Below are 24,634 nucleotides of genomic sequence, written 5' to 3' on the forward strand. Positions count from 1 at the left end.
TCAGCCTTCGTTCTCGGAGGTGGCGCGCACATGCAGCGCGCCATCCTCGTCGACCTCCACCGAGACCTGCATGGGGCGGCAGCACACCTGGCAATCCTCGATGTAGTGCTGGCTCTGCACCGAGCTGTCCACCAGCACTTCGATCGGCTCGCCGCAATACGGGCAGTAGGTGAGAACCGGTTCGAGCATCGGCGTCATGACAACGACTGCCCTAGCGCTTGACCTGCGAAAGCGATGAACCCCACTTGTTGACCGCGAGCTGGGTGGTTTCGCCCGCTGCCAGCGTGGTCTGCACCTGCGCATCGCTGCCCGGCTTGTGACAGGCACCGGAATTCTGCAGCGTCACCACATGCGAACCGCTGGGCACCGAGAACGACACCTGCTCGCCGGTTTCCAGCTGCGCCGCGAACTTGTCGTCGATCAGGATCTGGCTGGAACAGCCTCCGCCGAAATAGCCATTGGCGCGCACCACCTGCACGGTGGCGTCATTGGCGCCGGGCGTCTGGTAGAGGAACACGCGATTGGCCACCGCGTCCCTGATCACCGTGTCGTGGTTGTTGGTGACGCCGCAACCCGTGAGCAGCATTCCCGCCACGATCGCACCTGCCACGCTCTGAGCTGCCTTCATCGTCGGACTCCATGCCTGGTCAACGGCGGGAGCATCGCGAATGGTCGATCAATCCGGCGTGAACCGCGCCCTCACGGCGGCGGTTCCCACGTGGCCGGGGTCAGGATCTGGAACCAGCCCTCGCGCGCGGTGCGCCGCGCCAGCCGCAACACGGCCTTGTCCTTGCTCAGCAGCCAGCGGGCGTCGGCAAGCAAGGCGAGCTCGAGGAATTTCTGGTCGTCCGGATCGGCGCAGCGCGGCAGCCTGACATCGGCCCGTGGCGGCAGCTGCGTGACCGCCAGCAACCGGGCGCAACGATCGAAGGCCAAAGCGGCATCCTGTCGGGCCGCGGCATCGAGCGCGAATTCGGGATAGTCGAGCACGGCCAGCCATTCGGCGCGGCAGGCCTCGTCGACCACCGCCTGCACGGTGCCGGCCTGCAGGGCATCCAGCAGGTGGCGCACGGCGGGATCGCGGAACACGAACAGGTCGAGCGCGACATTGGTGTCGAGGACGATGCGCGGAGGAAAAGACACGGACATGGCGCGCATGGTGGCACAGCCAACCCGCTAAAATGGTGGCACCCCAACCGGACCACCGCCATGACCGACCGCCTCTTCGACGATTACGCAGTCCGCGCCACGGCGGTGGCGGAAGGCTCGCGCTACGCCGCCTGCCTCGTGGTCACGCCCCGCGCGCGCCACGGCTACCCGGTGTACTACGCGATCGCAGAAAATCGCAGCTTCCGCGAGCGCGAATTGGCCGAGCAGGCTTCGGCGAAGGCGTTGGCCGCGATCATTGGGCTGGAAGGCGACGGCACGCCGATCTTCCCGGACGACTACACCGGCTTCGACGATGCCCTGCCCCCTGCGTGATCGCAGGGCGCCGCGATAACATCGACGCCAGTTCCCACGAACGGTTTTGCACGATGCCACGCTGGCTGCCGCCGATGCCACCACGTCCTCGCACGATCAGCATCGGCGGCCGTCCTTTTGTCAGCCACGGCCTGATGCGCCGGTTCTGGGACGACATCTACCATTTCGCGCTCACCATCCGCTGGCCGGTGTTCTTCGGCCTGGCAGCCACGGTTTTCGTACTGCTCAACACGCTGTTCGCCACGCTCTACCAGCTCGGCGACCATGCCATCGCCAACCAGTTTCCGGCCAACTTCGGCGGGGCGTTCTTCTTCAGCGTGGAAACGCTGGCGACGGTGGGCTATGGCGACATGCATCCGCAGACGGTGTACGGCCATGTCGTCGCCACCGTGGAAATCTTCACCGGCATGCTGAGCATCGCGCTGGTCACCGGCCTGGTGTTTGCGCGTTTCTCGCGGCCGCGGGCGAAGATGATCTTCGCCGACCATCCGGTGATACGACGCATCCACGGCCAGCCGACGCTGATGATTCGCGCGGCGAACGCGCGACAGAACGTGATCGCCGAAGCCTCGGCCAAGCTTCATCTGCTGCTGCGCGAGTCTTCGCCCGAGGGCTTCCGGCTGCGCCGCATCCACGACCTCAAGCTGCTGCGTGACCGCCATCCGGTGTTCGTGCTGAGCTGGAGCCTGATGCATGTGATCGATGAAAGCAGCCCGCTGCACGACCTGACGCCCGACCTGCTGGCCGCGACGGAAGCCACGCTGATGCTGTCGATCGAAGGCATCGACGAAACCACCTCGCAATCGATGCTGGCGCGGCGGCAATGGAGCTATCGCGAGTGGCGCTGGAACCATCGCTACGTCGACCTGGTGCATGACGACGAACTCGGCGTGAGCCATATCGACTACAGCGTGTTCCACCATGTGCTGCCGGTGGATGATGAGTCGGATGTTTCGTAGGCGCGCGACGCGGATGCAAGTCGATCCAGGCCTGGGATGGCTTGGCTGCTTTTAATGGTGCGATCGCGCACTGGGTGCGCTTCTACAAGGTGAGCAGGACCTTGCCGATGGCTGCGCGGCTTTCCAGATAGGCGTGCGCCCTGGCCCCGTCGCGCAAGGGAAAGCGGGCCGCGATGCACGGCTTCAGCACGCCGTTGCGGATCTGCTCGAACAACGCGGCGGCACGCTCGCGGCGCACCTCGGCGCCCGTGAGCACGTTCCACAGATCGCCACCGGTCAGCGTCAGCGAGCGATCCATCAGCAGACGCGGATCGACCGGCGCGGGATCGCCCGCCGCCATGCCGTAGAACACCACCGTGCCGCCGATGCGAGCGACCGCAAGGCTGTCGCCCAGCGTGCGCCCCACCGAGTCGTACACGACGCTCGCGCCATGTCCGCCCGTCAACGCCTTGGTGGCCGATACCCATTCGTCATAACCCACCGCCACATCCGCACCGGCGGTGATGACGGCGTCACGCTTGGCCTCGCTGGACGCCACGCCAAGCACCACGGCACCCAGCGCCTTGAGCATCTGCACCAGCAACAACCCGACCCCGCCTGCCGCTGCATGCACGACAGCCACGTCGCCCGGCTGCACGCGAAAACTGTCGCTGACGAGGTACTGCGCCGTGAGTCCCTGCAGCAGCACGGCGGCCGCCGTGTCCGCATCGATGTCGTCGGGCAGGGGGATCAATCGCTCGCGATCCACCACCACCAGCTCCGCGTTGGCATGCGGCATGTCGGCGAACCCGACGCGCCTTCCCGCCGGAAACAGAGGATCGTTGCCGCCCTCCACCACGCCGGCGCCTTCATAGCCCAGCACCCAGGGGGCCGCACCGCTGAGGTGGTAGTTGCCGTTGCGACGGTACACATCGGCGAAATTCAGGCCCGCAGCCTGCATGCGCACCAGCAGCTGACCCGGGCCTGGCACCGGATCGGGACGTTCGGTCCAGCGCAGGACGTCAGCCGGGCCGAAGTGATCGAAGGTCAACGCGTGCATGGGGCATTCCTGGCATCGGAGGTGTCGACGCAAGCATGACAGCTTCCCGCTTGACCCGATGGTTCGCGAGGACCGGACTGAGCTTTCCGACGCTTGAACTCAGCCGCCGGGGACCGCCACCTCACTCGCCCGATTGAAGTCACCGATCGCCTCGACGAGGTCGGTGACGGCAGCACGTTCCACCTCGGTAAGGTCGGGATTCCAGCTGTCCAGGATCATCACCACGCGCGTCCGCTCGCTGCGATTCCACGCCTCGTGTTCGAAGGTGTCGTCAAAGGACACGCAGCGCCCCTCTTGCCACTCATGCAGCTCGCCACCCACCTTGATGGCGCAATCCGGCGGAACGATCAGCGGAAGATGCGTGACGAGGCGCGTATTGGTAACGCCACGGTGCGGAAGGATGTGCGTACCCGGGCTCAGCACCGAGAACAGTGTTTCGGGAGCGTGGTCGCGAATGCGCACCAACGGCAGATCATCGAGCAACTGCGACGTGCGCGGGCAACGCTTGCAGTTATCGTCGTAGCGGGTGCCGTGGCGATAGAAGAAAAAGGCATCCCACGCCGCCGTCTGTTGGCTGGACGAGCGCAGGTAGCCTTCCGCGGCATCGGCCGAACTGAACTTCATGAAAGGCTCCAGGCTTTCGTCCTGGGCCAATACGGCCTGCAACTCTTCCCTGATGATGTCGGTGGCTTCTTCCAGCCGCGACTGCCACGGGAACCGGCTGGTTGGGTAGTAGGTCTGGCTCGGCACACCGGGGAAATAGAGGAACTTGGGCTTCTGCCGCGCATCGGGCAGACGCGCCGGCTGCTCGCCGAGGTAGATCGCGAGGCATTGCTCCACACGCGACAGCTCCGCGCGGCCGTAGCGATCGCGCAAGGGCGCAATGACGCGATCGAACAGCTGGCGGCGTCCGATATCGATGAAGCGCATGGCGTACTTCACCATGTCACGCAAGCCGGGAGCTGTCGTGTCGTCGCTCAGCCAGCGCCCCTGTGCCTGGGCGGAGTTCACCGCCCCGAAATAGGCGAGCAAGGCCTGGTGCGTTTCGCCGAGCCGCTCCAGCGCGATGCCCAGGCGCAGCCGTGCCACAAACATGTCGGCCGCCTGGTCGACACAGCGGCGAAGGCTGTCCGCAGCCCCACGCCATTCGCCGGCAGCCATCTGCGCGACGCCGAGCTGATGAAGGATGTTGGCGTCGTCGGGACGGATGCGCTCGGCGGCGAGCAGCATCGCGATCGCCTGCAGCGATTCGCCGCGCGCCAGACGCTGGCTCGCCACGAACTGCAAGGCTTCCACATCGTCGGGAACGAGCTCAAGCAGTCGCGCGAAAGACTGTTCGGCCAACGGGAGATTGCCTTGACGCAAGCCCTCGTGCGCCTGTTCGCGCAGGGCCTTGGAACCGCCTTGAAACTCCGTACTCATCGCTCCCCCATACATCGACCCTCCGGGCAGCAAAACGTCTGCCCGGCCACTGTCACTGGCGGCACATCGCATGGCCACGGCCCTGCGATGCTTCCCCTGCCGCTGCGCTAGGCGTTTCCGCCAGCGCCCCACTGCTCCAATTCCGGCAGCCACTCCCCGTAGCTGCGCCACCGGCCCACGGACCGATGATAGATCGGCTGCCGCGCCTGCCACATGCTCGCGGTGGCAATCGCCCCTTCGGCAGGTGTCGCAGCTGCACTCTCCTCGGGCGGCAGGCCGAGAAACGCCCTGGCCCCCGCCAGGGTCGCCTCCGGATTGCCCACCATCTGTTCGTAATCGACAGCGTGCACCGGCAGTCCCCGCGACTGCATCCAGTGCGCCATCAGACGATCGCAGCCGTGCGCGTAACTCGCAATATCCTCGAAATCGTAGGCGTAGTCATTGTCCGCGTGACCGAAATACTGGCTGTAGATCGACAGCGAGTTATCGCGGCGGTCCCGCCGGCAATAGAGCACGCGCGCCTCCGGAAACAGCCGATGGATCAGCCCCACGTAGCGGAAGTTCAGTGGATGCTTGTCGATGTACCAACGCGCTGGCGCATCGTCCTGGCGCAGGTGCGCCAGGTAGATCTGGCGTGCCTGCGCACAGGCGCGAAGATCATGCAGCAAACCCTGAGCCTTGAGCTGCCCGGCCAGGTAGGCGATGAACGGCATTTCTCCCCGGTTACGCACGTCCGCATGACGGGCCAGGCGCTCGGCCAGCAGCGTGGTGCCGCTACGTACCATGCCCACCACGAATACCGGGATACAGCCGGACGGTTCGCTCAGCGACCCCGCGGGCGGTTCCTGGATCTGTGCCGCGACGAAGCGCTCCCATACATCGCGCGACCAGTGGATCTCGCGCTTCACCAGGCCGTTGGCTTCGCGAAACATCGCGGCCGCACGCTGCATATCACCGACGTCGTCACAGGCCTTGCCGAGCGCGAAGCACACCGCCGCGCGGGCGCGGGGCGACAGGCGCGCATCGTGCACGTGCGCCTCGAACAAAGCGAAATCAGGATGGTTCGCGTCGGTATACCGCTGCGTGGTGGACAACGCATGCAGCAGGAACCATTGGTTGAGATCGATGCCCCCGTGGATGGCGGCCAGGTAACGCGCACGCGCGGCGTCGAAGCGCCCCAGCTCGTGATCGATGCTGCCAGCCAGAGCCAGCAGACGCAGGTGGTTCGGCGACAACGCCAGCTGCCTGTCGCACAGCTCCGCCGCCAATGCATGCCTGCCGCTTTCCTTGATGAACAGGGCGCAGTCGAACACCGTGTCCGCCTGGCCCAGCGACTTCAACCCCGCGGCATGCATGATGCCCGCCGCCGCATCCAGCCTCCCCTGCTGCCGCAGCTGCTGGGCCATGGCACGCGCCTGCATCGGATCAGCAAATGCAGGTGCCTGCCCTGCCGGCGTGGAACCGCTCATGCCCGCATCACCTCGTACCACGCGCTGCCGCTGCGCATGCTCGCATCATAGCCCTCCGCCCTGGATCGACGCGGCGGGGAACATCAGGTAGGTGGAAAGGATGTACTTGTCGTTCGACTGCGGCGGCAAGCCGGCATGCTGGTACATCCAGTACGGCGGGAAAACCAGCAGCCGACCCGCACGCGCCTGCACCGAGAGGCCGAGATCGCAGAACCGGGTCTCCCCGCCCTGCTCCACGTCGTTGAGATACCACAGGAACACCAGGTAGCGGCTGGCCACCTCGCCGAGCGAATCGAAATGTGGCTGGAAGCCATCGCCCGATCCGGCGATGTATCGCTTGATGCGCAACGGTGCGATCACGTTCGACGACGGCACGTCGATGGTGAGACCGAGGCTGCGGTTGTAGCGCTCCAGGTACTCGTCGATCTGCCGATAGAAGAAACCCTTGAAGGCGTCGTCCGCCAGCGGCGTCAGATCGAGCTCGGTCCACGCGCTCTCATCGAGGCCCGCACGCCATCCCTTGCCTCGCACCAACTGATGCTCCACCGACTGGTGGAACGAGGCGATGAGCTGCTCGCAGAACGGCACCGGGAGCGCCGCGTCGAAGTACTGGACGTAGCTGCGCACGTCATAACGGTCCCGCTGCAGCGATTCAGTAGTCATAACCCCAGAGCTCCATCACCTCGGCCAGCGTCGGCCGCAACGGTTCGAACGCTTCGGCATACCGCTTCCAGCGTCCCACGGCACGCTTGTTCGGCGGCTGCGTCACCTGGGAATAGCTCGGCGTGCTGATGAAACCCTTCTGTTGGGCATGCTCGTGGAAGCGCAGCAGCGGCGTGGAATCCTCGACGCCGATGAAATCACCGATGCGCTTCACCATTGGCTCGAAATCGTCGAGCAGGTCTTCATAGCGCAGGCGCAACACGTGCGGCTTGAGCAGCGCTTCGTGGTGTACCCAGAAGCGCATGGCGTTCACATAGCCGCGGGCGAGGCGTTCCAGCGAAGAGCACAACACCTGGAAGCCAGGTGAACGGAAATTCTGCATGTAACAGCTGAGCAGCACATCGCAAGGATGCCGCAACGCGAGGATGACCGGCGCCTTCGGGAAGAGCCGCACGATCAGCGGCAGATGCAGAAGGTTCAGCGGATTCTTGTCGACGACGCGCTGCCCCGGAGCCAGCTCGACGGCTCGCGACACCAGGTGCCAGTAGTACCGGCGCAACTCAGCGGCATCGTCTTCGCTCAACTTCCAAAGGTGCTCAGGATAAAGCACCCCATGATGCTGAAGACGTTCGGCGATGGCCTGCATGAACGGACGCTCGTCCATCGAGGTAAGGCCAGGATGGGCATCGAGCATTTGCTCCAGCATGGTCGTGCCAGAGCGTGGAAAACCCACAACGAATACTGGCGAGGTGGCTACGTCGCCGGCTTCCCTCCACGACTCATCCGAACCGAGATCCGAGGCTTCCACGCGCAAGGTCGATGGCGCCAGCGGTTCGACACCAGGCGCCATCAGCTCCGGAACGAGCTGGGCGGCATTCTCCAGCTGGATGGCATGCGCCTCAGCCAGCGCCTGCATGGCCGCAGCGGTCTCACCCGCCTTGTCACACGCCTTGGCGATGCCGAAATAAAGATTGCTGCGGTGCTTGCGCTCCCTGGTCTGGATAACCAGCCGCTCCAGGAGGTTGCGCGTCATCGCGGGGTCATGGCCTCGCTGAGCCATCACACCGTGTGCTGCGATCACTTCGTACCGGTCCACTTCATCCGTGAGCGTTTCAGGATCCGGCAACCCTTCGAGCAGCACGCGCGCCTCGTCGAGGCGATTCACGCGCTCGTAGAGATGGATCAGGCGCGCAAGCGTCCTCGGTCGCTGTCCCGAGGTATCCAAGGTTTCGTTGAGCAGATGCTCCGCTTCCGCGGCTCGCCCGAGCTGGGCGAAGATCCATGCAAGGTCGACTCGCAAGTCTTCCGTCAGCGGAGGCCAGCTTTCCCAACCGGCGAGCAGCTCTTCCACACCCAGCGTGTCGCCGCATTCGTAGCTGGCCATCACGGCGTAGATCCGGACACTCATGACGCCCGGCTGGCGCCGGGTCGCCTCCACCAGCAGCGAACGCGCGCGCACGTATTCGCCACGCTCCATGTACAGCAGACCAAGATTTCCCTGCACGATGCAGTCATCGGGATCGATGCGCAGCGAGGTGGTATAGGCGCGCTCGGCTTCTTCCAGCTTTCCCTCATCCCTCAACAACGTGGCCAGGTTGCTCCAGTGGCCTCCGTTTCGGGGGTTAAGCTCGGTCAATTGCCGGTAGCAGTCACGGGCTTCGGCCGAGCGCTGCTGCAGCTGCAGCACATAGGCCAGCCATTCGAGCGCGGGCTCAAACGCTGGTTGCTCGCTCAGCAACTGCCTGCAGGCCCCCTCGGCCTCGGTCAAAGCCCCTTTTTGCGCCAAGGCGGCAATGGTTTCAATGCTTGCTTGCATCACGACTCATATCGTGTAAGTGAAAAAAAACCGCGCGGCTCACACCGCGCGGTTTCATTATCGGCTAACTGCCCGATGTCGATCAGAACTTCACGGTCACGCGAGCCCAGAAGTAGCGGCCGATGGTGTCGTAGGTGTTCACGTCCGTGTTCGCATTGAGCACGTTGTTCTGATAGAACAGCGGCGGCTGCTTGTCGAACGCGTTGTCCACACCAACGTCCACGCGGGTGTTGTACTGGGCGATGTTATAACCGAACTGGAAGTTGTTGTACGTCACCGACGGGATGCGCAGCACCACGTTCGGAAGGGCCGCGTCAGCACTGAAGCCCATCGACGGGTCCTTCGAACCGACGTTGACCGCACCGATGTAGCGCAGCGTCCACGATGCCGACCACGCACCGGCCGTCCAGTTCAGGCCACCCAGCGCGCGCCAGCGCGTGAAGTTGCCGTACTGAGCCTGCTGGTTGTACACGCCGGCCATGTGGTTGACCACATCGCCCACCTGGCCCGGAGCCGTGTCGTTGTCGTAGCGGATCAGGTACGTGGCATCCAGGGACACCGCGAAGTCACCGACATTGGTGCCGGCCACGTCGAAGTGCGGGATGCGGTACTTGGCGCTGAAGTCAGTGCCCTTCACGTTCAACGAGCCCAGGTTCACAGTCGGCTGGTTGATGTAATTGATCTGACCGTCGTTGAAGCGATGAATGAACGAGCAGAACGGGCTGGCGTCGTTGTTGTAGCAGGAGTTCACCACCGTGTTGGCGCCGACGTTGGTGATCGTGTCGTTCAGCGTGACACGCCACAGGTCAGCACTCACCGACAGGCCCTGTGCCCAGCTCGGGTCGTACACGATACCGAAATCGTAGGTATGACCGTATTCCGGCTTCAGCTTGTAACCAGCGGCCACCGAACCCGAGTTCACGCCCGTGGTCTGGCTGAGACCCGAACCCTTGAACGAACCATCGGTCGGAACGTTTTGGCAGGCGGCAGCATGACCACCGGTGTAGCCAATGCAGGGGTCGGTAAGCGGCGGGGCCGAACCGGCGGCACCGGCGTACAGGTCGTTGATGGTCGGAGCGCGGAACACGCCGTCCATGGTGCCACGCAGCAGCAGGTCGTCGATCGGACGCCATTCAACGGCCACCTTGGTGGTGGTCTTGCTGCCCACCGAGGAGTAGTCGGAATAGCGCTGGCCGATGGTCAGGTTCAACGACTTCACGAACGGCTTGTCCGCGAGGATCGGCACCAGGGCTTCGTAATAGACTTCCTTGACGTTGAAGCTACCCGACAGCGGCGTGGAGCAGGCTTCCTGCGAGATCTGGCAGGTACCGCCAGCGCCCGAGGTCGTCGCGATGTAGTCGACGCCGTAGTTCTGGTATTCCTTGTCGTAGTCCGCACCCACGGCGAGCGACACGGCGCCGGCCGGCAGGTTGAACAGCTCGCCGCTGGCGTTGGCCTCGGCACGACGCGAAATGGTCAGCGTGTTGTAGTACGGGTTGGCCGCGTAGTTCTTCAGCGTGGCGATCGTCTGCGGATCGTTGACGTTGAAGATGTTCAGCGGGGTGCAACCCGTGATGGGGTTCGCAGCAGTCCCGCAGGTGATCGCGCCCGTGGTCGGATCCTGGAAGGATGGACCGAGCGCCTGACGCAGGCCGGCGTAGTAGATGTAGCCGAAGCTACGCTGCGCCTGGGTGATGTGACCGTAGTTCAGGTCGGCATCCCACTGCCAGGTCGAGTCGTTGCCGAAGTTGCCGCGCAGGCCAGCGTTGACCTGGTTGGTTTCGGTGCTGTAGTGACCCTGGCGCTGGCCAAGCGTGGTGAAGCGCGAGCGGAAGCCCTGGCCCTGGGTGGTGCCATCGGTACCGAAATCGACGCCGAACGGGTTGTAGTAGTTGTTCTTCGACACCAGCACGCCGTCGGACAGCGCGTCGAACGGCAGCGGCGCGATCGCGAAGTTGGACGTGGTCTTGTTGTAGAAGTAGTCCAGGTGGGCCTGGATGCTATCGGTCAGCTGATAGTTGGCCAGTGCGAAAGCGTTGGTACGCTCCTGCGGCGTCTGGATCAGGTTCTGTTCCTGATAGTTGTACGCATCCGTCCTGGAGTTGTACGGACGATAGTCCGCACCGGTGGTCCGGCCGGTCGGGTTGCCGTTGAGGGTATAACTACCCTTCGCCAAACCCGCCGTGTTGCCGTCAGGGTTGGTGGCGCTGGCAGGGGCCGGAATGATCAGCTGGCCCGAAGGGGTACGACTGGAGCCCGAATTGAACACCGAGCCCGACGACAGGTAGGTCGCGTTCTTGGCGAAGTCGCGGCGAGCCGACGAAATGCCATCGAACTTGTTGTAGTCGAGGCCGGCGGTGATGTTGCCCTTCTCGCTGCTGTGGCCAAAGATGGCCGAGAAGCCACGACGGAAACCGTCGTTCTGGTCGGACTCACCGACGTTGGCGCTGATTTCGGCGCCCTGGTAGTCCTTGCGCAGGATGAAGTTCACCACGCCGCCGATGGCGTCGGAACCGTAGGTCGCCGAGGCGCCGTCCTTCAGCACTTCCACGCGCTCGACCATCGAGGCCGGGATCGCGTTGATGTCGTTGCGGGCCACGCGATGGCCGTTCACCAGGATCAACGTACGCTGCGAACCGAGGCCGCGCAGCGACACGGTGGACGCACCGTCACCACCACCGTTGTTCACCTGCGGGTTGGTCGCCGCACCGGCCACCGACGGAATTTCCTGCAACAGGTCGCCGAGCGTGGCCTTACCGCTCTGCTGGATCTGCGAGCGGTCGATCGTGTGCACCGGGCTAGCGGTCTCGACGTCGACGCGGCGGATGCGCGAACCCGTCACGGTGACGGTTTCGAGCGTCTTGGCCTTCTGGTCCGGAGCCTGCTGGGCCCCTGCCGACTGGTCCTGGGCATCAACGTTTGCGCTCGTGCCAGCATCCTGGGCGAACACAGCCGTGGACACACCACCAAGGGTGAGCACCGCACCCAGAGAAAGCGCCAGATGCACTGACGCAGACAGTTTCTTAACCCCAAACTTCATGAGAACACCCTCCCGTTATTTATTTATGACTGGGTTTGAAAGATTTCCCCGCCTCAAACCCGCGCCCGAGTCACCTAAAGGCATTAGGTAGACCTTGGTCTACAGCGCTACGCATTTATCACGCTTTACTTACAGATAGTCAATAAAATCTATACGGCAAGAATTTGCCGTTCGCCTATACTCAGCGTAATTTATTTCGATTTCATCCCCGCGTTTAGACCAAACCCTAACGCCGAGTGTCCATCGCCTCGACCGTTCGACCATCGTGTGAAGATGGTGAAACCACGGTGAAGAAAGCCTGGGCGGACGCGTTGCACGCCGCCAGGCTGCTGATTTCACAAGTTAATCGAGCCCACCATCGTCCTCGAACCGCAAGTGCTTGACGCTGCGCCCGCGGCGGCGCACCAGCTTCAGGGCCTCGATACCGATGCGTATGTGGCGCTCCACGAATTGGGCCGTCACGGTACGATCACTTAACTCAGTCTTAACGCCCTCGGGAATCATCGGCTGGTCCGAAACCAGCAACAGGGCGCCGCAGGGAATCTTGTTGGCGAACCCCGCGGCGAAGATGGTGGCGGTTTCCATGTCGATCGCCATGCAGCGGGTGCGGCGCAGATAATCCTTGAACGCTTCGTCGTGCTCCCAGACGCGGCGGTTGGTGGTGTACACCGTGCCCGTCCAATAGTCGTAGCCGAGGTCGCGGATCATGGTCGACACGCCACGTTGCAGCTGGAACGCCGGCAATGCCGGCACTTCCGGCAACAGGTAATCGTTGGACGTGCCTTCGCCGCGGATGGCGGCGATCGGCAGCACCAGGTCGCCGATGGCGTTCTTCTTCTTCAGGCCACCGCACTTGCCCAGGAACAGCGCGGCCTTGGGTGCGATGGCGCTGAGCAGGTCCATCACCGTGGCGGCGTTGGGGCTGCCCATGCCGAAGTTGATGAGGGTGATGCCGTCGGCGGTGGCGTTGGGCATGGGCTTGTCGCGGCCCTGCACGTCGACGCCGTGCCATTGTGCGAACAGCTCGACGTAATGGCCGAAGTTGGTGAGCAGTATGTGCTCGCCGAACTGCTCCAGCGGCGTGCCGGTATAGCGCGGCAGCCAGTTGGAGACGATCTCCTGTTTGTCCTTCATAAGACCCCTTGGGTCGGCGCAGCGTTTGTTGTCCCGCTACGCGTTACCGGCGACGCCACGCCGGCAAGATGCCAGATCAGTGCGCGCATCTTACCTGCTGCAAGGGCGCCGCACGCGCCGTAGGTCGAGGGTCTTTTCATTTTCTTGAAGCCGGCCTGCCCACCATGGCCGCGGATGCCAGGAGGACACCATGCTGATCATCGGACTGCTCGTTGCACTGCTGCTCCTGCTGGGCTTTGCCTTCGCGGGTCGCGGATGGCTGGCCTGGGTCACCGCCGCGGCGGCGCTGTTCGCGACCTGGTACGTGCGCGGCGTCGACTCGCCACTCCTTTTATATGGACTGCTATTTGTCACGGCGCTCATCGCGCTGGCCACGGGCTTCCCGCCCCTGCGCCGCGCGCTGTTCGCCAGCGCCCTGCTGCCCGTGCTGGGCAAGGTGATGCCACGCCTCGGGGAAACCGAACGCATCGCGCTGGAAGCCGGCACGGTCTGGTGGGACGCGCAGATCTTCTCCGGCATGCCCGACTGGGAGGCGCTGCGGCGTTTCGAGTGCAAGCCGCTGTCGCCACGCGAGCAAGCCTTCCTGGACGGGCCGGTGACGACGCTGTGCGAGATGCTGGACGACTGGCAGGTCGAGCAGGATCGCGACCTGCCGCCCGAGGTCTGGGATTTCATCAAGCGCGAGCGCTTCTTCGGCATGGTGCTGCCCGAGAACTACGGCGGGCTGGGCATGTCCGAGATCGGGCATTCGCGTGTGGTCACGCGCATCGCCACGCGCTCGGTCGCCGCGGCGGTGACGGTGATGGTGCCCAACTCGCTGGGGCCGGGCGAACTGCTGGTCCATTACGGCACCGAGGAACAGAAACGGCGCTACCTGCCTCGTCTCGCTGAAGGCCTGGAAGTCCCCTGCTTTGCCTTGACCGGCCCGGAAGCCGGTTCCGATGCCGCCGCCACGCAGTCGGAAGGTATCGTCGAATGGGGTCGTTGGCAGGGCGAAGACGTCATTGGCCTGCGCCTCAACTGGAACAAGCGCTACATCACCCTGGCTCCGGTCGCGACGCTGATCGGCCTGGCCTTCCGGCTGAAAGATCCGAACGGTCTGCTTGGCGGCCCGGCGGACCGCGGCATCACCTGCGCGCTGATTCCGCGTGACCTCCCGGGCGTGGTGGTCGGCAAGCACCACGACCCGATGGGCGTGCCGTTCGCCAACGGCCCTATCGAAGGCCACGACGTGTTCGTGCCGCTGGACGCCATCATCGGCGGCGTGGCGCAGGCCGGCCATGGCTGGCGCATGCTGATGGAAAGCCTCGCCGCCGGCCGCTCCATCTCGCTGCCCGCGCTGGCCGTCGGCGCCGCGCAGATGGCCACGCGCATCTGCGGCGCTTACGCCACCGTGCGCGAGCAGTTCGACACGCCGATCGGCCGCTTCGAAGGCATCGAGGAACCGCTGGCGCGCATTGCCGGCCTTACCTATCTGATGACGGCCACGCGCACGCTTACCTGTGGCGCGCTCGATGCGGGCGAGAAGCCCGCCGTGCTCGGCTCCATTGCCAAGGCCTACCTCACCGACGCCATGCGCGAGGTGGTGAGCGATGCGATGGACATCCGCGCCGGCGCCGCCATCCAGCGCGGGCCGCGCAACGCGCTGTCGCGCATGTGGATGTCGGTGCCGATCGGCATCACCGTGGAGGGCGCCAACATCCTCACCCGTTCGATGATCATCTACGGGCAGGGGGCGATCCGCTGCCACCCCTGGGTGCAGAAGCTGATCGAGGCCATCGCGGCGAAGGATCGGGTCGCCTTCGACCGGGCGACGTTCGGCTACATCAACTTCGTATTCACCCGCGGCGTGCGTGCGTTGCTGCTGGGGCTGACCGGATCGCGACTCGCCTCGGCGCCGGCGGATACCGAGATGCAGCGCCAGTACCAACATCTCACGCGGTTCGCCTCGGCGTTCGCCCTGGTATCGGATCTGTGCATGGTGACCCTGGGTGGTTCGCTGAAGCGGCGCGAGAAGATCTCCGGGCGGCTCGCCGATGCACTGGCGTGGCAATACCTCGCCGCCGCCACGCTCAAGCGCTACCACGACGAACCCAAGCTCGCCTCCAACTACGACCTCGCGCACTGGGGCGTGGCCCTCGCGCTGTATCGCACCCAGGAAGCGCTGCGCGGTGTACTCGACAATCTCCCTGCCGGCTTCACTGCCGGGGTCGCCCGTCTGCTGGTGTTCCCGCTGGGCGCACGCTTCCGCCCACCATCGGACGGGCTGGGACAGCGGGCGGCGCGGGCGATCCTGGAAGACCGCGAGGCACGCATCCATCTCACCGAGGACATCCACGTACCCGGCCCGCACGAGCCGGGACTGGGCGAACTCGAAGCCGCGTTGGACAAGGCCGTGCGCGCCCTGCTGGTGGAAACCAAGCTGCGCGACGCCGTGCGCGCAGGACGGATCGACCGTGCGCCGAAGGACCAGCTCGACGACATCGCGCTGGCCGCCGGCATCATCACGGCCGAGGAATACGCTGCGCTCGGCGAGGCCAACGAAGCGCGCGACAAGGTGGTGCAGGTCGACGCGTTCGACGCGGCCGTCTACAAGCAGCTTCGTTAGCGATGCGCTGGAGAACAGCACGCCTGCAGACAGGTGAAAAAATCCTAGGGCATGCGCCAAGCGTCAGGGTCGGCACCGGCAAGGGTGCGTGCTATGTTGCCTCTGTCAAAGATGGGGGGTGAGACGATGCGGATGGGACTGGCCATCGATGCGTCCTGCGATTTGCCGCAGGCGTTTCTGCAGAAACACAACATCGCGGTGATGCCCATCACCATTCGCGTGGACGACGAAATCTTCCTGGACAACCGCAGCCAGGTCGAACTGCATCGCTTCCTCGACCGCAATCTCGGCAGCCGCAGCCACTCGGCCGAGACCGAGCCCTGCTCGATCGAGGAAGTGCAGAAGCTGTTCCTGGACAAGCTGGTGCTGGAACAGGATTGCGTGTTCTGCCTGACCATCACCGCCACCCGCAGCGCCATCAACGATCACGTGATCAAGGCCAGCTTCGCGGTGCTGAAGAACTATCGCGATGTGCGCGAGCGCAACAACGTCACCGGTCCGTTCCTGATGCGCGTGATCGATACGCGCAGCCTGTTCGCCGGCTCGGGGCCGGCCATCGTCGAGGCCACCCGCCTGATCGATGCCGGCGAAGCGCCTGCGGCGATCCGCGAGCGCCTCACCTATATCGCCAACAACTCGTACGGCTATATGTTGCCGCGCGATCTCTACTACCTGCGTGCCCGCGCCAAGAAGAAGGGTGACCGCAGCGTGGGCCTGATGAGCGCGGTGCTCGGCTCGGCGCTGGACATCAAGCCCTTGCTGCGCGGCTATCGCGGCGAAACCGGCCCGGTCGGCAAAGTGCGCGGCTTCGAGCACGGCGCCGAGACCTTGTTCGATTACGCGGCCAAGCGCGTGCATGCCGGCCTGCTGGTGCCGGCCGTGTGCGTCAGCTACGGCGGCGACCTGGCGGAGCTGGCCAAATTGCCGGGCTACGACGGCCTGCGCGCGGCCTGCGAGGAATGCGGCGTGGAACTGATGGAAGCCCCCATGAGCATCACCGGCATGGTCAACGTCGGCGAAGGCGCGGTGACGCTGGGTTTCGCTGCCGAGGAACACGTCGCCGAGTTCTGAGCCGATGCCTGCCCACGGGAGGCCGTGCATGATCCGCCTGTGCATCCTGGTCCTGCTGCTTTCGCTCGGCGCGCCGGCGCGGGCGGGGACGGCTTATCAATGCACCACCGCGGACGGCAAGGTCATCTACCAGGACAAGCCATGCGCCGCCGGACAGCGACAGCGCACGTTGCAGCTCGACGACTCCGAACCGCAGGCCGCTCCACCCGCGCCAGCGCCCAAGCAGGCCATCGTCGAGCCCGCGGCTCCGCCTCCAGCCCCTGCCACACCCGCAGCACCACTGCCGGTCATGTACGCGTGCGTGCGCGCCACCGACCGCACGACGTATCTGAGCGAAAACGGCAACCCGGAACCGTACCAGGTGCCCTACGGCATGGTCGGTGGCGGGGGCCTGTCGCTGTCTCAGGCCTACGGTCCGCCCGGCGGCGCGGGTGCATCCGCGCCCGAGCTCAATCGCGGACGCATCACCCCCGGCCTGATCGCGCGCCACTTCGTCTGGGTGCAGGACCAGTGCCACGAACTCACGCCTGCTGAAACCTGCCACGCGCTGCGCGACGCATACGACGAAAACGAAACCAGGCTGCGCCGCTCCTTCAAGAGCGACCGGCCGCCGCTGGAAAAACGCGAAGCCACCTTGCTCGCCCAGCTACGCAACTGCTGAGCGTCGCTGCGCATGTATTGCGCAAAGCCATGCAAGTGCCTGCTGCGAAAGCGCGCCGCCGGGTTGTCCACAGGCTTGCCACCAGGCTTTCCCCAAATGCTGTGGAAAACCGCCCGCGGCATGACGCAAAACTGAGCAGCGTGATGAAAATCCACGCGTGGCGCGCACTTGCATCATCTATCCACAGGCTTGCCCCAAGGCCGTCCACACCGCCTGTGGAAAACAATGCCGGGTTTGCCTAGAAACCGTAGCTGAGGAAGCCACCGTCCACGGCCAGCACCTGGCCGGTGACATAGCTCGCGGCAGGCAGGCACAGGAAGGCAATCGCTGCGGCCACTTCCTCGGGCTCGCCGATGCGGCGCAGCGGCGTGCGATCCAGCACCTCGTCGAGGTAGTCGTCGTTCGCGAGCGCCGGCTCGGAGCGCTGCGTGCGGATGTACCACGGAGCCACCGCGTTGACGCGGATGCCGTCGGTGGCCCACTCGACGGCGAGGTTGCGCGTGAGCTGATGCAGCGCAGCCTTGGTCATGCCGTAGGGCGAGCCCGTCCGCACATGGGTGGTGCCCGAAACCGAGCCCACGTTGACGATGGCCGCATTCGCGTGCTGCACGAGTTGCGGATGCGCGAGGCGGCACATCTCGAAGGCGGAAAACAGGTTCTGCTCGAAGATCGCGCGGTACTCCTCGTCACGATACGCCAGCGTGGGCGCCGGCTGGTTGCCGCCGGCATTGTTGATGAGCAACGACAGCGGCGCCCCAAGATCGGCGATCCAGTCGAACACCGCCAGGCGGTCCTCCTGTTCGCTGAGGTCGGCGTCGAAGGCCATCACCTCGATGCCGGGAAAGTCGTCCAGCAGGTCCACGCGCACCTGTTCGAGATAATCGGCGTCGCGCGCGACCAGCAGGAGATTCGCGCCCAGGCCCGCCAGCTCGCGTGCCGTGGCATAGCCGATACCCTTGCTGGCGCCGGTGATCAGCGCGGTATGTCCCTGCAGTTGCCAGGCGTCGATGCGTGCGTTCATGGGTCGAGCTTAGAGCCTGCGTCCGTGCCGCGCCAAGCTTGCCGACGGCGCGCGCAGGCCCGACACTGCCGGCCACGCGCCCCGAGGAACGCCCATGACACGCCTTGCCCTGCTGCTGTGCCTCTGTTCCCTCGCCGCCTGTTCAGGCAAGCCGCCTGCGCCCGTCTCACAGCCGGCCTCCGCCACCACCACGCGCCTCGCCACGCCGTGGGATGAGCTGAAGAAAGATGAGCAGCGCGCCCGCGACGTGCAGAAGACGGTCGACCAGCAGGCGGAGAAGCAGCGACAGGACATCGACACGGTGACGCAGTAACGTCGCCCTCCCCTTGTAGGAGCGCACCCAGTGCGCGATCAGCGAATGGGAAAAGACGTGAGGTAGCCAGCGACCAGGCTGCGGCGAAACTGCCCTGCCGCTGTCGCCTACTGGGTGCGCTCCTACAAAAGATGTGCCCGTTCAATTGGACGTCCAGACTGCCGGGGCTTGGCAACGCGACCGGCTGCAGGCATGGTTGAGGGCATGAACGCCCACTACCCCGACGAGCTGGCGTCCGCGCCGCTGCTGGAGATCGACGGCGCCAGCGTGATGCGCGGCGATCGCCTCATCCTCGACCACTTCAGCCTGCGCATCGACGCGGGCGAACACACCGCCATCCTCGGTGCGAATGGTGCGGGCAAGTCCACCCTGGTGCGCCTGATCACGCGTGAGCTCTATCCGTTGGCCCGCAAGGACGGCACGTCTTCCATGCACGTGTTCGGACGCGATCGCTGGCATGTGTCGGATCTGCGTGGATTGCTGGGCATCGTCTCGCCCTCGCTGCAGGACGACTGCACCAGTGATGCGACGCTGGAGGTTTCCGAGGCGGTGTTGTCGAGTTTCTTCGCGGCGCGGCGGCTGGGGCTGGATCATCGCGTCACGGCGGCCATGCGCGAACGCGCTGATGAAGCGATTGCCCACGCCGGCGCCACGCATCTGCTGGGCCGACGCATGGCGAGCCTGTCCACCGGTGAGGCGAGGCGCGTGCTGATCGCGCGGGCACTGGTCCACCGTCCGCGTGCGCTGTTGCTGGACGAACCCTGTGCCGGCCTGGACATGGCCAGCCGGCGGCGCTTCCTGGAAAGCCTGCGCGGCCTCGCCCGCAGCGGCACCACGCTGCTGCTGGTAACGCATCACATCGAAGAGGTGTTGCCCGAGATCGAGCGCGTGGTGCTGCTGCGTGATGGTCGCGTGCTGCGCCAGGGCGACAAGGCCGATGTGCTTACCAGCGAGGCGCTGGGCGATGCCTTCGGCATGCCGGTGCGCGTGCAGAGGAATGGCGACTACTACAACGCCGCCGTGATGTGACCTGTGCGCGCACCAAAAAGTGAAAAGGCCCCGGTGGAAGCCGGGGCCTTGGTTTTTTGGCGAGGACGATTCGCTCAGCGCGGCGTGCAGAAGCAATAGGCGTAGATGTTCGGCCGACCCGTTTCCGCATGGCGCAGCAGTTTCAGCTCCGGCGCCATCGTGTCGATATGCGCCACCCAGGCCGGCAACTGCAGGCCGTAGGACTGCGCCACCCGCACCATCGCGCTCTCGTTGAGGTTGACCAGGAACTGCTCGAAGCCGCCCAGCGATTCCTCCACGTAACGTACCGGATAGTCCTTGCCGAGCTTGGCGCGCTGCGCCGCATCGGCGACGGCGTCGCCCAGGCCGCCCAACTGGTCGACCAGGCCGCGATCGAGCGCCTGCTGGCCGGTCCACACGCGACCCTGGGCAATGGTGTCGACCGCGTCGTACGGCTTGCCGCGCGCCTTGGCGACCTGTCCCACGAAATCGCGATAGCCCTTTTCGATGGTGGCCTGGATCACCGTGCCCACCTTCGGATCGAGCGGACGCGTGATGTCGAATGCGCCGGCGAGCGGGCCGGTGCCCACGCCGTCGTTCTTCACGCCCAGCTTGTCCAGCGTGCCAGGTACCGTCAGCACCATGCCGAAGATGCCGATGGAACCGGTGATGGTGTTCGGCTCGGCGTAGATGCGATCGGCGTTCATCGAGATCCAGTAGCCGCCGCTGGCCGCCACATTGCCCATCGACACCACGACCGGAATGCCCGCATCGCGGGTCAGCGCCACTTCACGGCGGATCTGTTCGGCCGCGTAGACTTCGCCGCCCGGCGAATTCACGCGCAGCACCAGCGCCTTGGTGCGCTTGTCGGTGCGTGCGGCACGGATCAGCGCGGCGGTGGAGTCGCCGCCCACCGTGCCCTGCGGCTGCTTGCCGCCGGAAATCTCGCCCTCGGCCACCACCACCGACACGCCCGGTGCGAAACCGCCGTCGTTGTCGGGCAGGTTGGCGCCATAGCGTTGCAGCGAAATCTGGCGGAAGCCCTCGCCCTTCTTGCCGGCGGGCACGCCTTCCTTGCGCATCATCGCTTCGAGTTCGGCCGGCGTCGCCACGCCATCGACCAGATGCTGGTCCAGCGAGAGACGGCCGAGGTCGCCGCGCGCGTCCGCGATCTTCTGCGGCAGGCTGTCGATGTCGGCGCGCAGCGTGGCCGGTTCGAGCTTGCGCAGCTTCGCCACTTCGTTGATGTAGCTGTCCCACAGACCGCCCATCCAGAAGCTGTCGGCCTCCTTCGCCTCCGGTGAAGCGTGGTCGAGGATGTACGGCTCGGCGGCGCTCTTGAACTGGCCCACGCGGAACAGGTGTACGTCCACGCCGAGCTTGTCGAGCAGGTCCTTGTAGAACAGGCGATAGTTGGCCAGGCCGGTGATCAGCACGCCACCTTGCGGATCGACCAGCACGCGATCGGCATGCGCGGCGAGGTAGTACTGGCCCTGGTCGTAATTGGCCGCCCAAACGATCACCGGTTTGCCAGCGGCGCGGAATCGATCCAGCGCAGCGCCCACTTCGCGCAACGCGGCGAAACCGCCGCCCTGCAGGTCACCGGGTTCCAGCAGGATGCGCGTGATGCGTGTGTCCTTCGCGGCCGCGTCGATGGCACCTACGAGGTCGCGCAGCTGGATCTGCTTCGGCGGATTGCCTGACAGCTGCGCCAGCAGGCGCTCCATCGGCTCGATGCTGTACTGCTCGACCAGTTCGCCCTTGGGCTTGATGACCAGCACGCTGTCGCTGAGGATCGCGTGCTCGCCGCGGCTGCCCAGGTAGCCGCCGAGCAGCACCAGCAGCAGGATGGAGAAAAAGAAGAAGAAGACCAGGTTGAGGATGACCACCCTGACCACGTTGATGCCGCGCCCGAGTGCGCAGAGAAAAGCCCAGAAACCGTTGGGGCGGCGTTCCGTCATGCGAAGGTCCTCAGAAGGTCGGTGACAGCGTAGCCGTTCGTACGGCGAAGGTCATGTGGTGCTGAAGACACATGCGGCTGACGGCCGGCGCCCGTGCGGGGCGCCACCAGGCGCCCTCAAGCGGGTCGCTGCCAGCGTTCGCGAAAGGCGCTGCGACAGAAGCGGGTGAACAGCAGGATGGCCGCCATGGTCAGGCCGGCAATCAGGCCCATCCACATGCCGCGCGCGCCCATGCCGTGGCGGAAGGCCAGCCACCAGCCCACCGGCATGCCCACGCCCCAGTAGGCAAACAGGGTGATCACCATCGGCACGCGGGTGTCCTTGAGGCCACGCAACGCGCCGTTGGACGTGACCTGGATGCCGTCGGAGAACTGGAAGAAGCCCGCGAGCAGCATCAGCTGCGCGGCCAGCGCAATCACGGCAGCGTCATGCGTGTACATCCGCGCAAGCAGGTGCGGGATGCCGAGCATCAGCGACGACGACACCGTCTGCACGCACAGCGCCAGGCCGATGCCGCACAGGCCCGCATAGCGCACGCCACGTGCATCGCCGCGGCCCACCGCGTTGCCCACGCGCACGGTGATCGCCATCGACAGGCCCAGCGGAACCATGAAGGCCACCGTCGCCACGCTCAACGCGACCTGGTGGCTGGCGACCACCGTCTCGCCGAGTGTCGCGATGGCGAGCGCCACCGCGACGAACAGGCCGCCTTCGGCCAGCAGGGTCACCGCCATCGGACCGCCGATCTTCAGCAGCTCCAGCAGCATCTTCGGCTTGGGCCATGCGATGCCTTCGCGCAGGCCAAGGTCGCGATACGCCGGGTACTTGGCGATGTACAGCGCAAAGCCCGCCATCTCCAGCCACAGCACGGTCGCCGTGGCGATGCCGCTGCCCAGCGAACCCAGCGCCGGCAGGCCGAACTTGCCGTACATCAGCACATAGCCCAGCGGCGCCAGCACCAGCAGGCCGCCGAAGCTGAAGTACATCGAGGGACGCGTCATCGACAGGCCCTCGGACAGGCCGCGCAACGCGAAGTAGCTGGTGAGCGCCGGGCCGGCCCAGCTGATCGCGTGCAGGAAGTGCATCACGTCGGCGCGCAGCGTCGGCACCACGCCGATCCAGTCCAGCATCGGGGTGGCGTTGCGCACCAGGAACCACATCACGATGCCCATGGCCCAGGCCAGCCACAGCGCCTGCACGAACACCGCGCCCACTTCGTGGCGACGGCCCGCGCCATCGAGCTGCGCGACCGACGGCGGCACCGCCATCATCATGCCCAGTCCACTTACCAGTGCCAGCGCCCAGATGCTCACCGCCGTGGTGACGGCGGCCTGCACGTGCGCACTCAGGTGCCCGGCAAGCACGGCATCGACGAAGTTCGGACCCACCGCAGCCAATTGCGCGGCGATCAACGGAAGGGCAAGGCGCACCGTGGCGCCGACCTCGTGCGCCACCCTGGCGCGATCGGGGCGGAAAGAGAACATGGGAAGACTCCTGGGCCCGGCATTCTAGCGCACCCGTCGGCAGCCTCCCGACAGCGTGGATCGCAGCACGCCTGCAGGCCGTGCCGATATCGCCCTCTTGTGCCAAGATCTTTGGCTGATTGAGTCAGGGGGACGCATGAAGAAGGAACTGGTGTCGTTCGAGGGGCTGTACTGCGCCAACTGCAGCGCGCCGATGCAGGGCGAGTTTTGCCACGAATGCGGGCAATCGATCCATTCGGTGCTGCGGCCGATGCACCACATGGTCGAGGACACGCTCGACATGGTGCTGCACATCGATGGCCGCGTGGTGCACACGGTGCCGCCGCTGTTCTACAAGCCCGGCTTCCTCACCATGGAATACTTCGCCGGCCGCCGGCAGCGCTACGTGGCGCCGTTCCGCCTGATGTTCGTGCTGTGCCTGCTGGCCTTCTTCGTCACCCGCATCGCCATCGACAACGTCGGTTTCACCGACACCAACCTCGAAGCCAGCGCCGGCACCGGCGACTTCGCCAAGGACAACGCCGCCGATGCGGTCCGCGCCCGCTTCGAGACGATGCGCAAGGACATCGACAAGGCGGCCGACAACGCCGAGCACGGCAAGAAGACCATCCGCAAGCTGATCAGCGTGGAGCGCGACCACGCCAACCACCGCCTCGAACAGCTGGGCGCCGCGCCGCTGGCGGCGCAGACGGAGGATGGCTGGGACTTCCACCAGAACAAGATCGAATCAAGCTGGCTGCCTGACAGCATGGTCCGGAGCCTCAATCGCTCCCTTGAGCACATGGGCACCAACCTGCGGGGTGCCATGGTTGGCGGCGAGGAAGGCGCCGCCGCCCAGGAGCGCATCCTGGCGGGCGTCTTTGGCGTGCTACCCCAGACCATGTTCGTGGTGATGCCGCTGTTCGCCTTGCTCTTGAAGCTGATGTACCTGTTCAAGCGCCGCCTTTATATGGAGCACCTGATCGTGGCGCTGCACAGCCACGCCTTCATGTTCCTGGTCCTGTTCCTGGGCGTGCTGGTCGGCGGCCTGCGCAGCTGGCTGGTGCCGCACGCCGCCTGGGCGAGCACGCCCCTGCTGCTGGTGATCTGGGCGCTGGGGATCTGGGTGCCGGTCTACCTGCTGATCATGCAGAAGCGGGTCTATCGCCAGGGCTGGTTCCTGACCACGGTGAAGTACCTGTTCATCGGTTGGTGCTACTCGTGGCTGATCGGTTTTGCGCTGGGTTTTGCGGCCTTGCTGGGCCTGGCGCATTGACGTTCGCTACGCGAATTTTTTGTGACATGCATCACACACAAACCGCGCACGTGAGCCACTTTCTGGCCAAGCCCCCGTTGTCCCGACGGGGGTTTTGCACAGCGTCACAGGCCTGTCAAGGCAAGACCCGTGCCTATGGCAATTGTATGAACCCCAGCCTGCTGGAAAATTTAACTAGCTGATTTATATGTAGATTTCAGCCTGGTTAAAAGTTGAACAGTACGTGCC

At 65.2% G+C, this 24,634-nt stretch carries 21 protein-coding genes; 8 read left to right on the top strand and 13 right to left on the bottom strand.

The window, feature by feature from the left end; genetic code table 11:
* From CA260_RS17570 to CA260_RS17580, 3 genes are all read right to left on the bottom strand, one after another.
* Complete coding sequence (locus tag CA260_RS17570) at positions 1 to 189, bottom strand: CPXCG motif-containing cysteine-rich protein (protein ID WP_111984460.1); 189 nt, start codon at positions 187 to 189, stop codon at positions 1 to 3.
* A 22-nt stretch (positions 190 to 211) separates the two neighbouring features.
* Positions 212 to 628 carry a hypothetical protein gene (locus CA260_RS17575; RefSeq protein WP_111984289.1) on the bottom strand — a complete coding sequence of 139 codons (417 nt, stop codon included), beginning with the start codon at positions 626 to 628 and terminating at the stop codon, positions 212 to 214.
* A gap of 71 nt (positions 629 to 699) precedes the next feature.
* The gene (locus CA260_RS17580; RefSeq protein ID WP_202864101.1) at positions 700 to 1,149 is read right to left on the bottom strand and encodes a PIN domain-containing protein; all 450 of its coding nucleotides are present in this window, start codon (positions 1,147 to 1,149) and stop codon (positions 700 to 702) included.
* Positions 1,150 to 1,209: 60 nt separating this feature from the next.
* Here CA260_RS17580 and CA260_RS17585 point away from each other — a divergent pair, with 60 nt between their 5' ends.
* Entirely contained in the window at positions 1,210 to 1,482 is a 273-nt protein-coding gene (locus CA260_RS17585) for a hypothetical protein (RefSeq protein WP_111984291.1), read from the top strand.
* Positions 1,483 to 1,535: 53 nt separating this feature from the next.
* On the top strand, positions 1,536 to 2,441 hold the full coding sequence (locus tag CA260_RS17590) for an ion channel (protein WP_111984292.1): 906 nt from the start codon (positions 1,536 to 1,538) through the stop codon (positions 2,439 to 2,441).
* 82 nt (positions 2,442 to 2,523) lie between these two features.
* On the opposite strand, the gene CA260_RS17595 is transcribed toward CA260_RS17590, so the two are convergent.
* From CA260_RS17595 to CA260_RS17625, 7 genes are all read right to left on the bottom strand, one after another.
* Positions 2,524 to 3,480: a quinone oxidoreductase family protein gene (locus tag CA260_RS17595; RefSeq protein ID WP_111984293.1), complete on the bottom strand. Its 957-nt coding sequence runs from the start codon at positions 3,478 to 3,480 to the stop codon at positions 2,524 to 2,526.
* Positions 3,481 to 3,579: 99 nt separating this feature from the next.
* A complete protein-coding gene (locus CA260_RS17600; protein ID WP_111984294.1) occupies positions 3,580 to 4,902 on the bottom strand; it encodes an aspartyl/asparaginyl beta-hydroxylase domain-containing protein in 1,323 nt (440 codons plus the stop codon).
* A gap of 107 nt (positions 4,903 to 5,009) precedes the next feature.
* Entirely contained in the window at positions 5,010 to 6,371 is a 1,362-nt protein-coding gene (locus CA260_RS17605; protein WP_111984295.1) for a tetratricopeptide repeat-containing sulfotransferase family protein, read from the bottom strand.
* A gap of 45 nt (positions 6,372 to 6,416) precedes the next feature.
* Entirely contained in the window at positions 6,417 to 7,034 is a 618-nt protein-coding gene (locus CA260_RS17610) for a 2OG-Fe(II) oxygenase (RefSeq protein WP_111984296.1), read from the bottom strand.
* Positions 7,024 to 8,850, bottom strand: coding sequence for a tetratricopeptide repeat-containing sulfotransferase family protein (locus CA260_RS17615; RefSeq protein ID WP_111984297.1), 1,827 nt, complete (start codon positions 8,848 to 8,850; stop codon positions 7,024 to 7,026). The genes CA260_RS17610 and CA260_RS17615 overlap by 11 nt, the downstream gene beginning before the upstream one ends.
* Positions 8,851 to 8,932: 82 nt before the next feature.
* Positions 8,933 to 11,890 carry a TonB-dependent receptor domain-containing protein gene (locus CA260_RS17620; RefSeq protein WP_111984298.1) on the bottom strand — a complete coding sequence of 986 codons (2,958 nt, stop codon included), beginning with the start codon at positions 11,888 to 11,890 and terminating at the stop codon, positions 8,933 to 8,935.
* Between the two features lie 342 nt (positions 11,891 to 12,232).
* Positions 12,233 to 13,024: an AMP nucleosidase gene (locus CA260_RS17625; RefSeq protein ID WP_111984299.1), complete on the bottom strand. Its 792-nt coding sequence runs from the start codon at positions 13,022 to 13,024 to the stop codon at positions 12,233 to 12,235.
* Positions 13,025 to 13,214: 190 nt separating this feature from the next.
* On the opposite strand from CA260_RS17625, the gene CA260_RS17630 reads away from it, so the two are divergent.
* The 3 genes from CA260_RS17630 to CA260_RS17640 all read left to right on the top strand — a co-directional run bounded on the left by CA260_RS17630 (position 13,215) and on the right by CA260_RS17640 (position 17,364).
* Entirely contained in the window at positions 13,215 to 15,632 is a 2,418-nt protein-coding gene (locus CA260_RS17630; RefSeq protein ID WP_111984300.1) for an acyl-CoA dehydrogenase, read from the top strand.
* A gap of 126 nt (positions 15,633 to 15,758) precedes the next feature.
* Positions 15,759 to 16,703: a DegV family protein gene (locus CA260_RS17635; RefSeq protein WP_172461886.1), complete on the top strand. Its 945-nt coding sequence runs from the start codon at positions 15,759 to 15,761 to the stop codon at positions 16,701 to 16,703.
* A 28-nt stretch (positions 16,704 to 16,731) separates the two neighbouring features.
* A complete protein-coding gene (locus CA260_RS17640) occupies positions 16,732 to 17,364 on the top strand; it encodes a DUF4124 domain-containing protein (RefSeq protein ID WP_111984302.1) in 633 nt (210 codons plus the stop codon).
* Positions 17,365 to 17,602: 238 nt separating this feature from the next.
* On the opposite strand, the gene CA260_RS17645 is transcribed toward CA260_RS17640, so the two are convergent.
* On the bottom strand, positions 17,603 to 18,385 hold the full coding sequence (locus tag CA260_RS17645; protein ID WP_111984303.1) for an SDR family oxidoreductase: 783 nt from the start codon (positions 18,383 to 18,385) through the stop codon (positions 17,603 to 17,605).
* A gap of 94 nt (positions 18,386 to 18,479) precedes the next feature.
* On the opposite strand from CA260_RS17645, the gene CA260_RS17650 reads away from it, so the two are divergent.
* Together CA260_RS17650 and CA260_RS17655 are read left to right on the top strand one after the other, a co-directional pair.
* A complete protein-coding gene (locus tag CA260_RS17650) occupies positions 18,480 to 18,698 on the top strand; it encodes a hypothetical protein (protein WP_111984304.1) in 219 nt (72 codons plus the stop codon).
* Positions 18,699 to 18,902: 204 nt separating this feature from the next.
* Positions 18,903 to 19,727: an ABC transporter ATP-binding protein gene (locus CA260_RS17655; RefSeq protein ID WP_111984305.1), complete on the top strand. Its 825-nt coding sequence runs from the start codon at positions 18,903 to 18,905 to the stop codon at positions 19,725 to 19,727.
* A 74-nt stretch (positions 19,728 to 19,801) separates the two neighbouring features.
* Here the strand turns inward: CA260_RS17655 and sppA are convergent, their stop codons facing one another.
* Together sppA and CA260_RS17665 are read right to left on the bottom strand one after the other, a co-directional pair.
* Complete coding sequence (gene sppA / locus CA260_RS17660; RefSeq protein ID WP_111984306.1) at positions 19,802 to 21,667, bottom strand: signal peptide peptidase SppA; 1,866 nt, start codon at positions 21,665 to 21,667, stop codon at positions 19,802 to 19,804.
* Positions 21,668 to 21,783: 116 nt separating this feature from the next.
* Complete coding sequence (locus tag CA260_RS17665; RefSeq protein ID WP_111984307.1) at positions 21,784 to 23,151, bottom strand: MATE family efflux transporter; 1,368 nt, start codon at positions 23,149 to 23,151, stop codon at positions 21,784 to 21,786.
* Positions 23,152 to 23,287: 136 nt separating this feature from the next.
* Between CA260_RS17665 and CA260_RS17670 the strand changes: the two genes are divergently transcribed.
* A complete protein-coding gene (locus tag CA260_RS17670) occupies positions 23,288 to 24,406 on the top strand; it encodes a DUF3667 domain-containing protein (RefSeq protein ID WP_111984308.1) in 1,119 nt (372 codons plus the stop codon).
* The last annotated feature ends 228 nt before the right edge of the window (positions 24,407 to 24,634 follow it).

Source organism: Dyella jiangningensis, assembly GCF_003264855.1.
Classification (GTDB): domain Bacteria; phylum Pseudomonadota; class Gammaproteobacteria; order Xanthomonadales; family Rhodanobacteraceae; genus Dyella; species Dyella jiangningensis_C.

Bases quoted from the DNA above. Each gene is read 5' to 3' on its own strand.
- CA260_RS17570 (WP_111984460.1), bottom strand. From the start codon at position 189: ATGCTCGAACCGGTTCTCACCTACTGCCCGTATTGCGGCGAGCCGATC.
- CA260_RS17575 (WP_111984289.1), bottom strand. From the start codon at position 628: ATGAAGGCAGCTCAGAGCGTGGCAGGTGCGATCGTGGCGGGAATGCTG.
- CA260_RS17580 (WP_202864101.1), bottom strand. From the start codon at position 1,149: ATGTCCGTGTCTTTTCCTCCGCGCATCGTCCTCGACACCAATGTCGCG.
- CA260_RS17585 (WP_111984291.1), top strand. From the start codon at position 1,210: ATGACCGACCGCCTCTTCGACGATTACGCAGTCCGCGCCACGGCGGTG.
- CA260_RS17590 (WP_111984292.1), top strand. From the start codon at position 1,536: ATGCCACGCTGGCTGCCGCCGATGCCACCACGTCCTCGCACGATCAGC.
- CA260_RS17595 (WP_111984293.1), bottom strand. From the start codon at position 3,480: ATGCACGCGTTGACCTTCGATCACTTCGGCCCGGCTGACGTCCTGCGC.
- CA260_RS17600 (WP_111984294.1), bottom strand. From the start codon at position 4,902: ATGAGTACGGAGTTTCAAGGCGGTTCCAAGGCCCTGCGCGAACAGGCG.
- CA260_RS17605 (WP_111984295.1), bottom strand. From the start codon at position 6,371: ATGAGCGGTTCCACGCCGGCAGGGCAGGCACCTGCATTTGCTGATCCG.
- CA260_RS17610 (WP_111984296.1), bottom strand. From the start codon at position 7,034: ATGACTACTGAATCGCTGCAGCGGGACCGTTATGACGTGCGCAGCTAC.
- CA260_RS17615 (WP_111984297.1), bottom strand. From the start codon at position 8,850: ATGCAAGCAAGCATTGAAACCATTGCCGCCTTGGCGCAAAAAGGGGCT.
- CA260_RS17620 (WP_111984298.1), bottom strand. From the start codon at position 11,890: ATGAAGTTTGGGGTTAAGAAACTGTCTGCGTCAGTGCATCTGGCGCTT.
- CA260_RS17625 (WP_111984299.1), bottom strand. From the start codon at position 13,024: ATGAAGGACAAACAGGAGATCGTCTCCAACTGGCTGCCGCGCTATACC.
- CA260_RS17630 (WP_111984300.1), top strand. From the start codon at position 13,215: ATGCTGATCATCGGACTGCTCGTTGCACTGCTGCTCCTGCTGGGCTTT.
- CA260_RS17635 (WP_172461886.1), top strand. From the start codon at position 15,759: ATGCGGATGGGACTGGCCATCGATGCGTCCTGCGATTTGCCGCAGGCG.
- CA260_RS17640 (WP_111984302.1), top strand. From the start codon at position 16,732: ATGATCCGCCTGTGCATCCTGGTCCTGCTGCTTTCGCTCGGCGCGCCG.
- CA260_RS17645 (WP_111984303.1), bottom strand. From the start codon at position 18,385: ATGAACGCACGCATCGACGCCTGGCAACTGCAGGGACATACCGCGCTG.
- CA260_RS17650 (WP_111984304.1), top strand. From the start codon at position 18,480: ATGACACGCCTTGCCCTGCTGCTGTGCCTCTGTTCCCTCGCCGCCTGT.
- CA260_RS17655 (WP_111984305.1), top strand. From the start codon at position 18,903: ATGAACGCCCACTACCCCGACGAGCTGGCGTCCGCGCCGCTGCTGGAG.
- sppA (WP_111984306.1), bottom strand. From the start codon at position 21,667: ATGACGGAACGCCGCCCCAACGGTTTCTGGGCTTTTCTCTGCGCACTC.
- CA260_RS17665 (WP_111984307.1), bottom strand. From the start codon at position 23,151: ATGTTCTCTTTCCGCCCCGATCGCGCCAGGGTGGCGCACGAGGTCGGC.
- CA260_RS17670 (WP_111984308.1), top strand. From the start codon at position 23,288: ATGAAGAAGGAACTGGTGTCGTTCGAGGGGCTGTACTGCGCCAACTGC.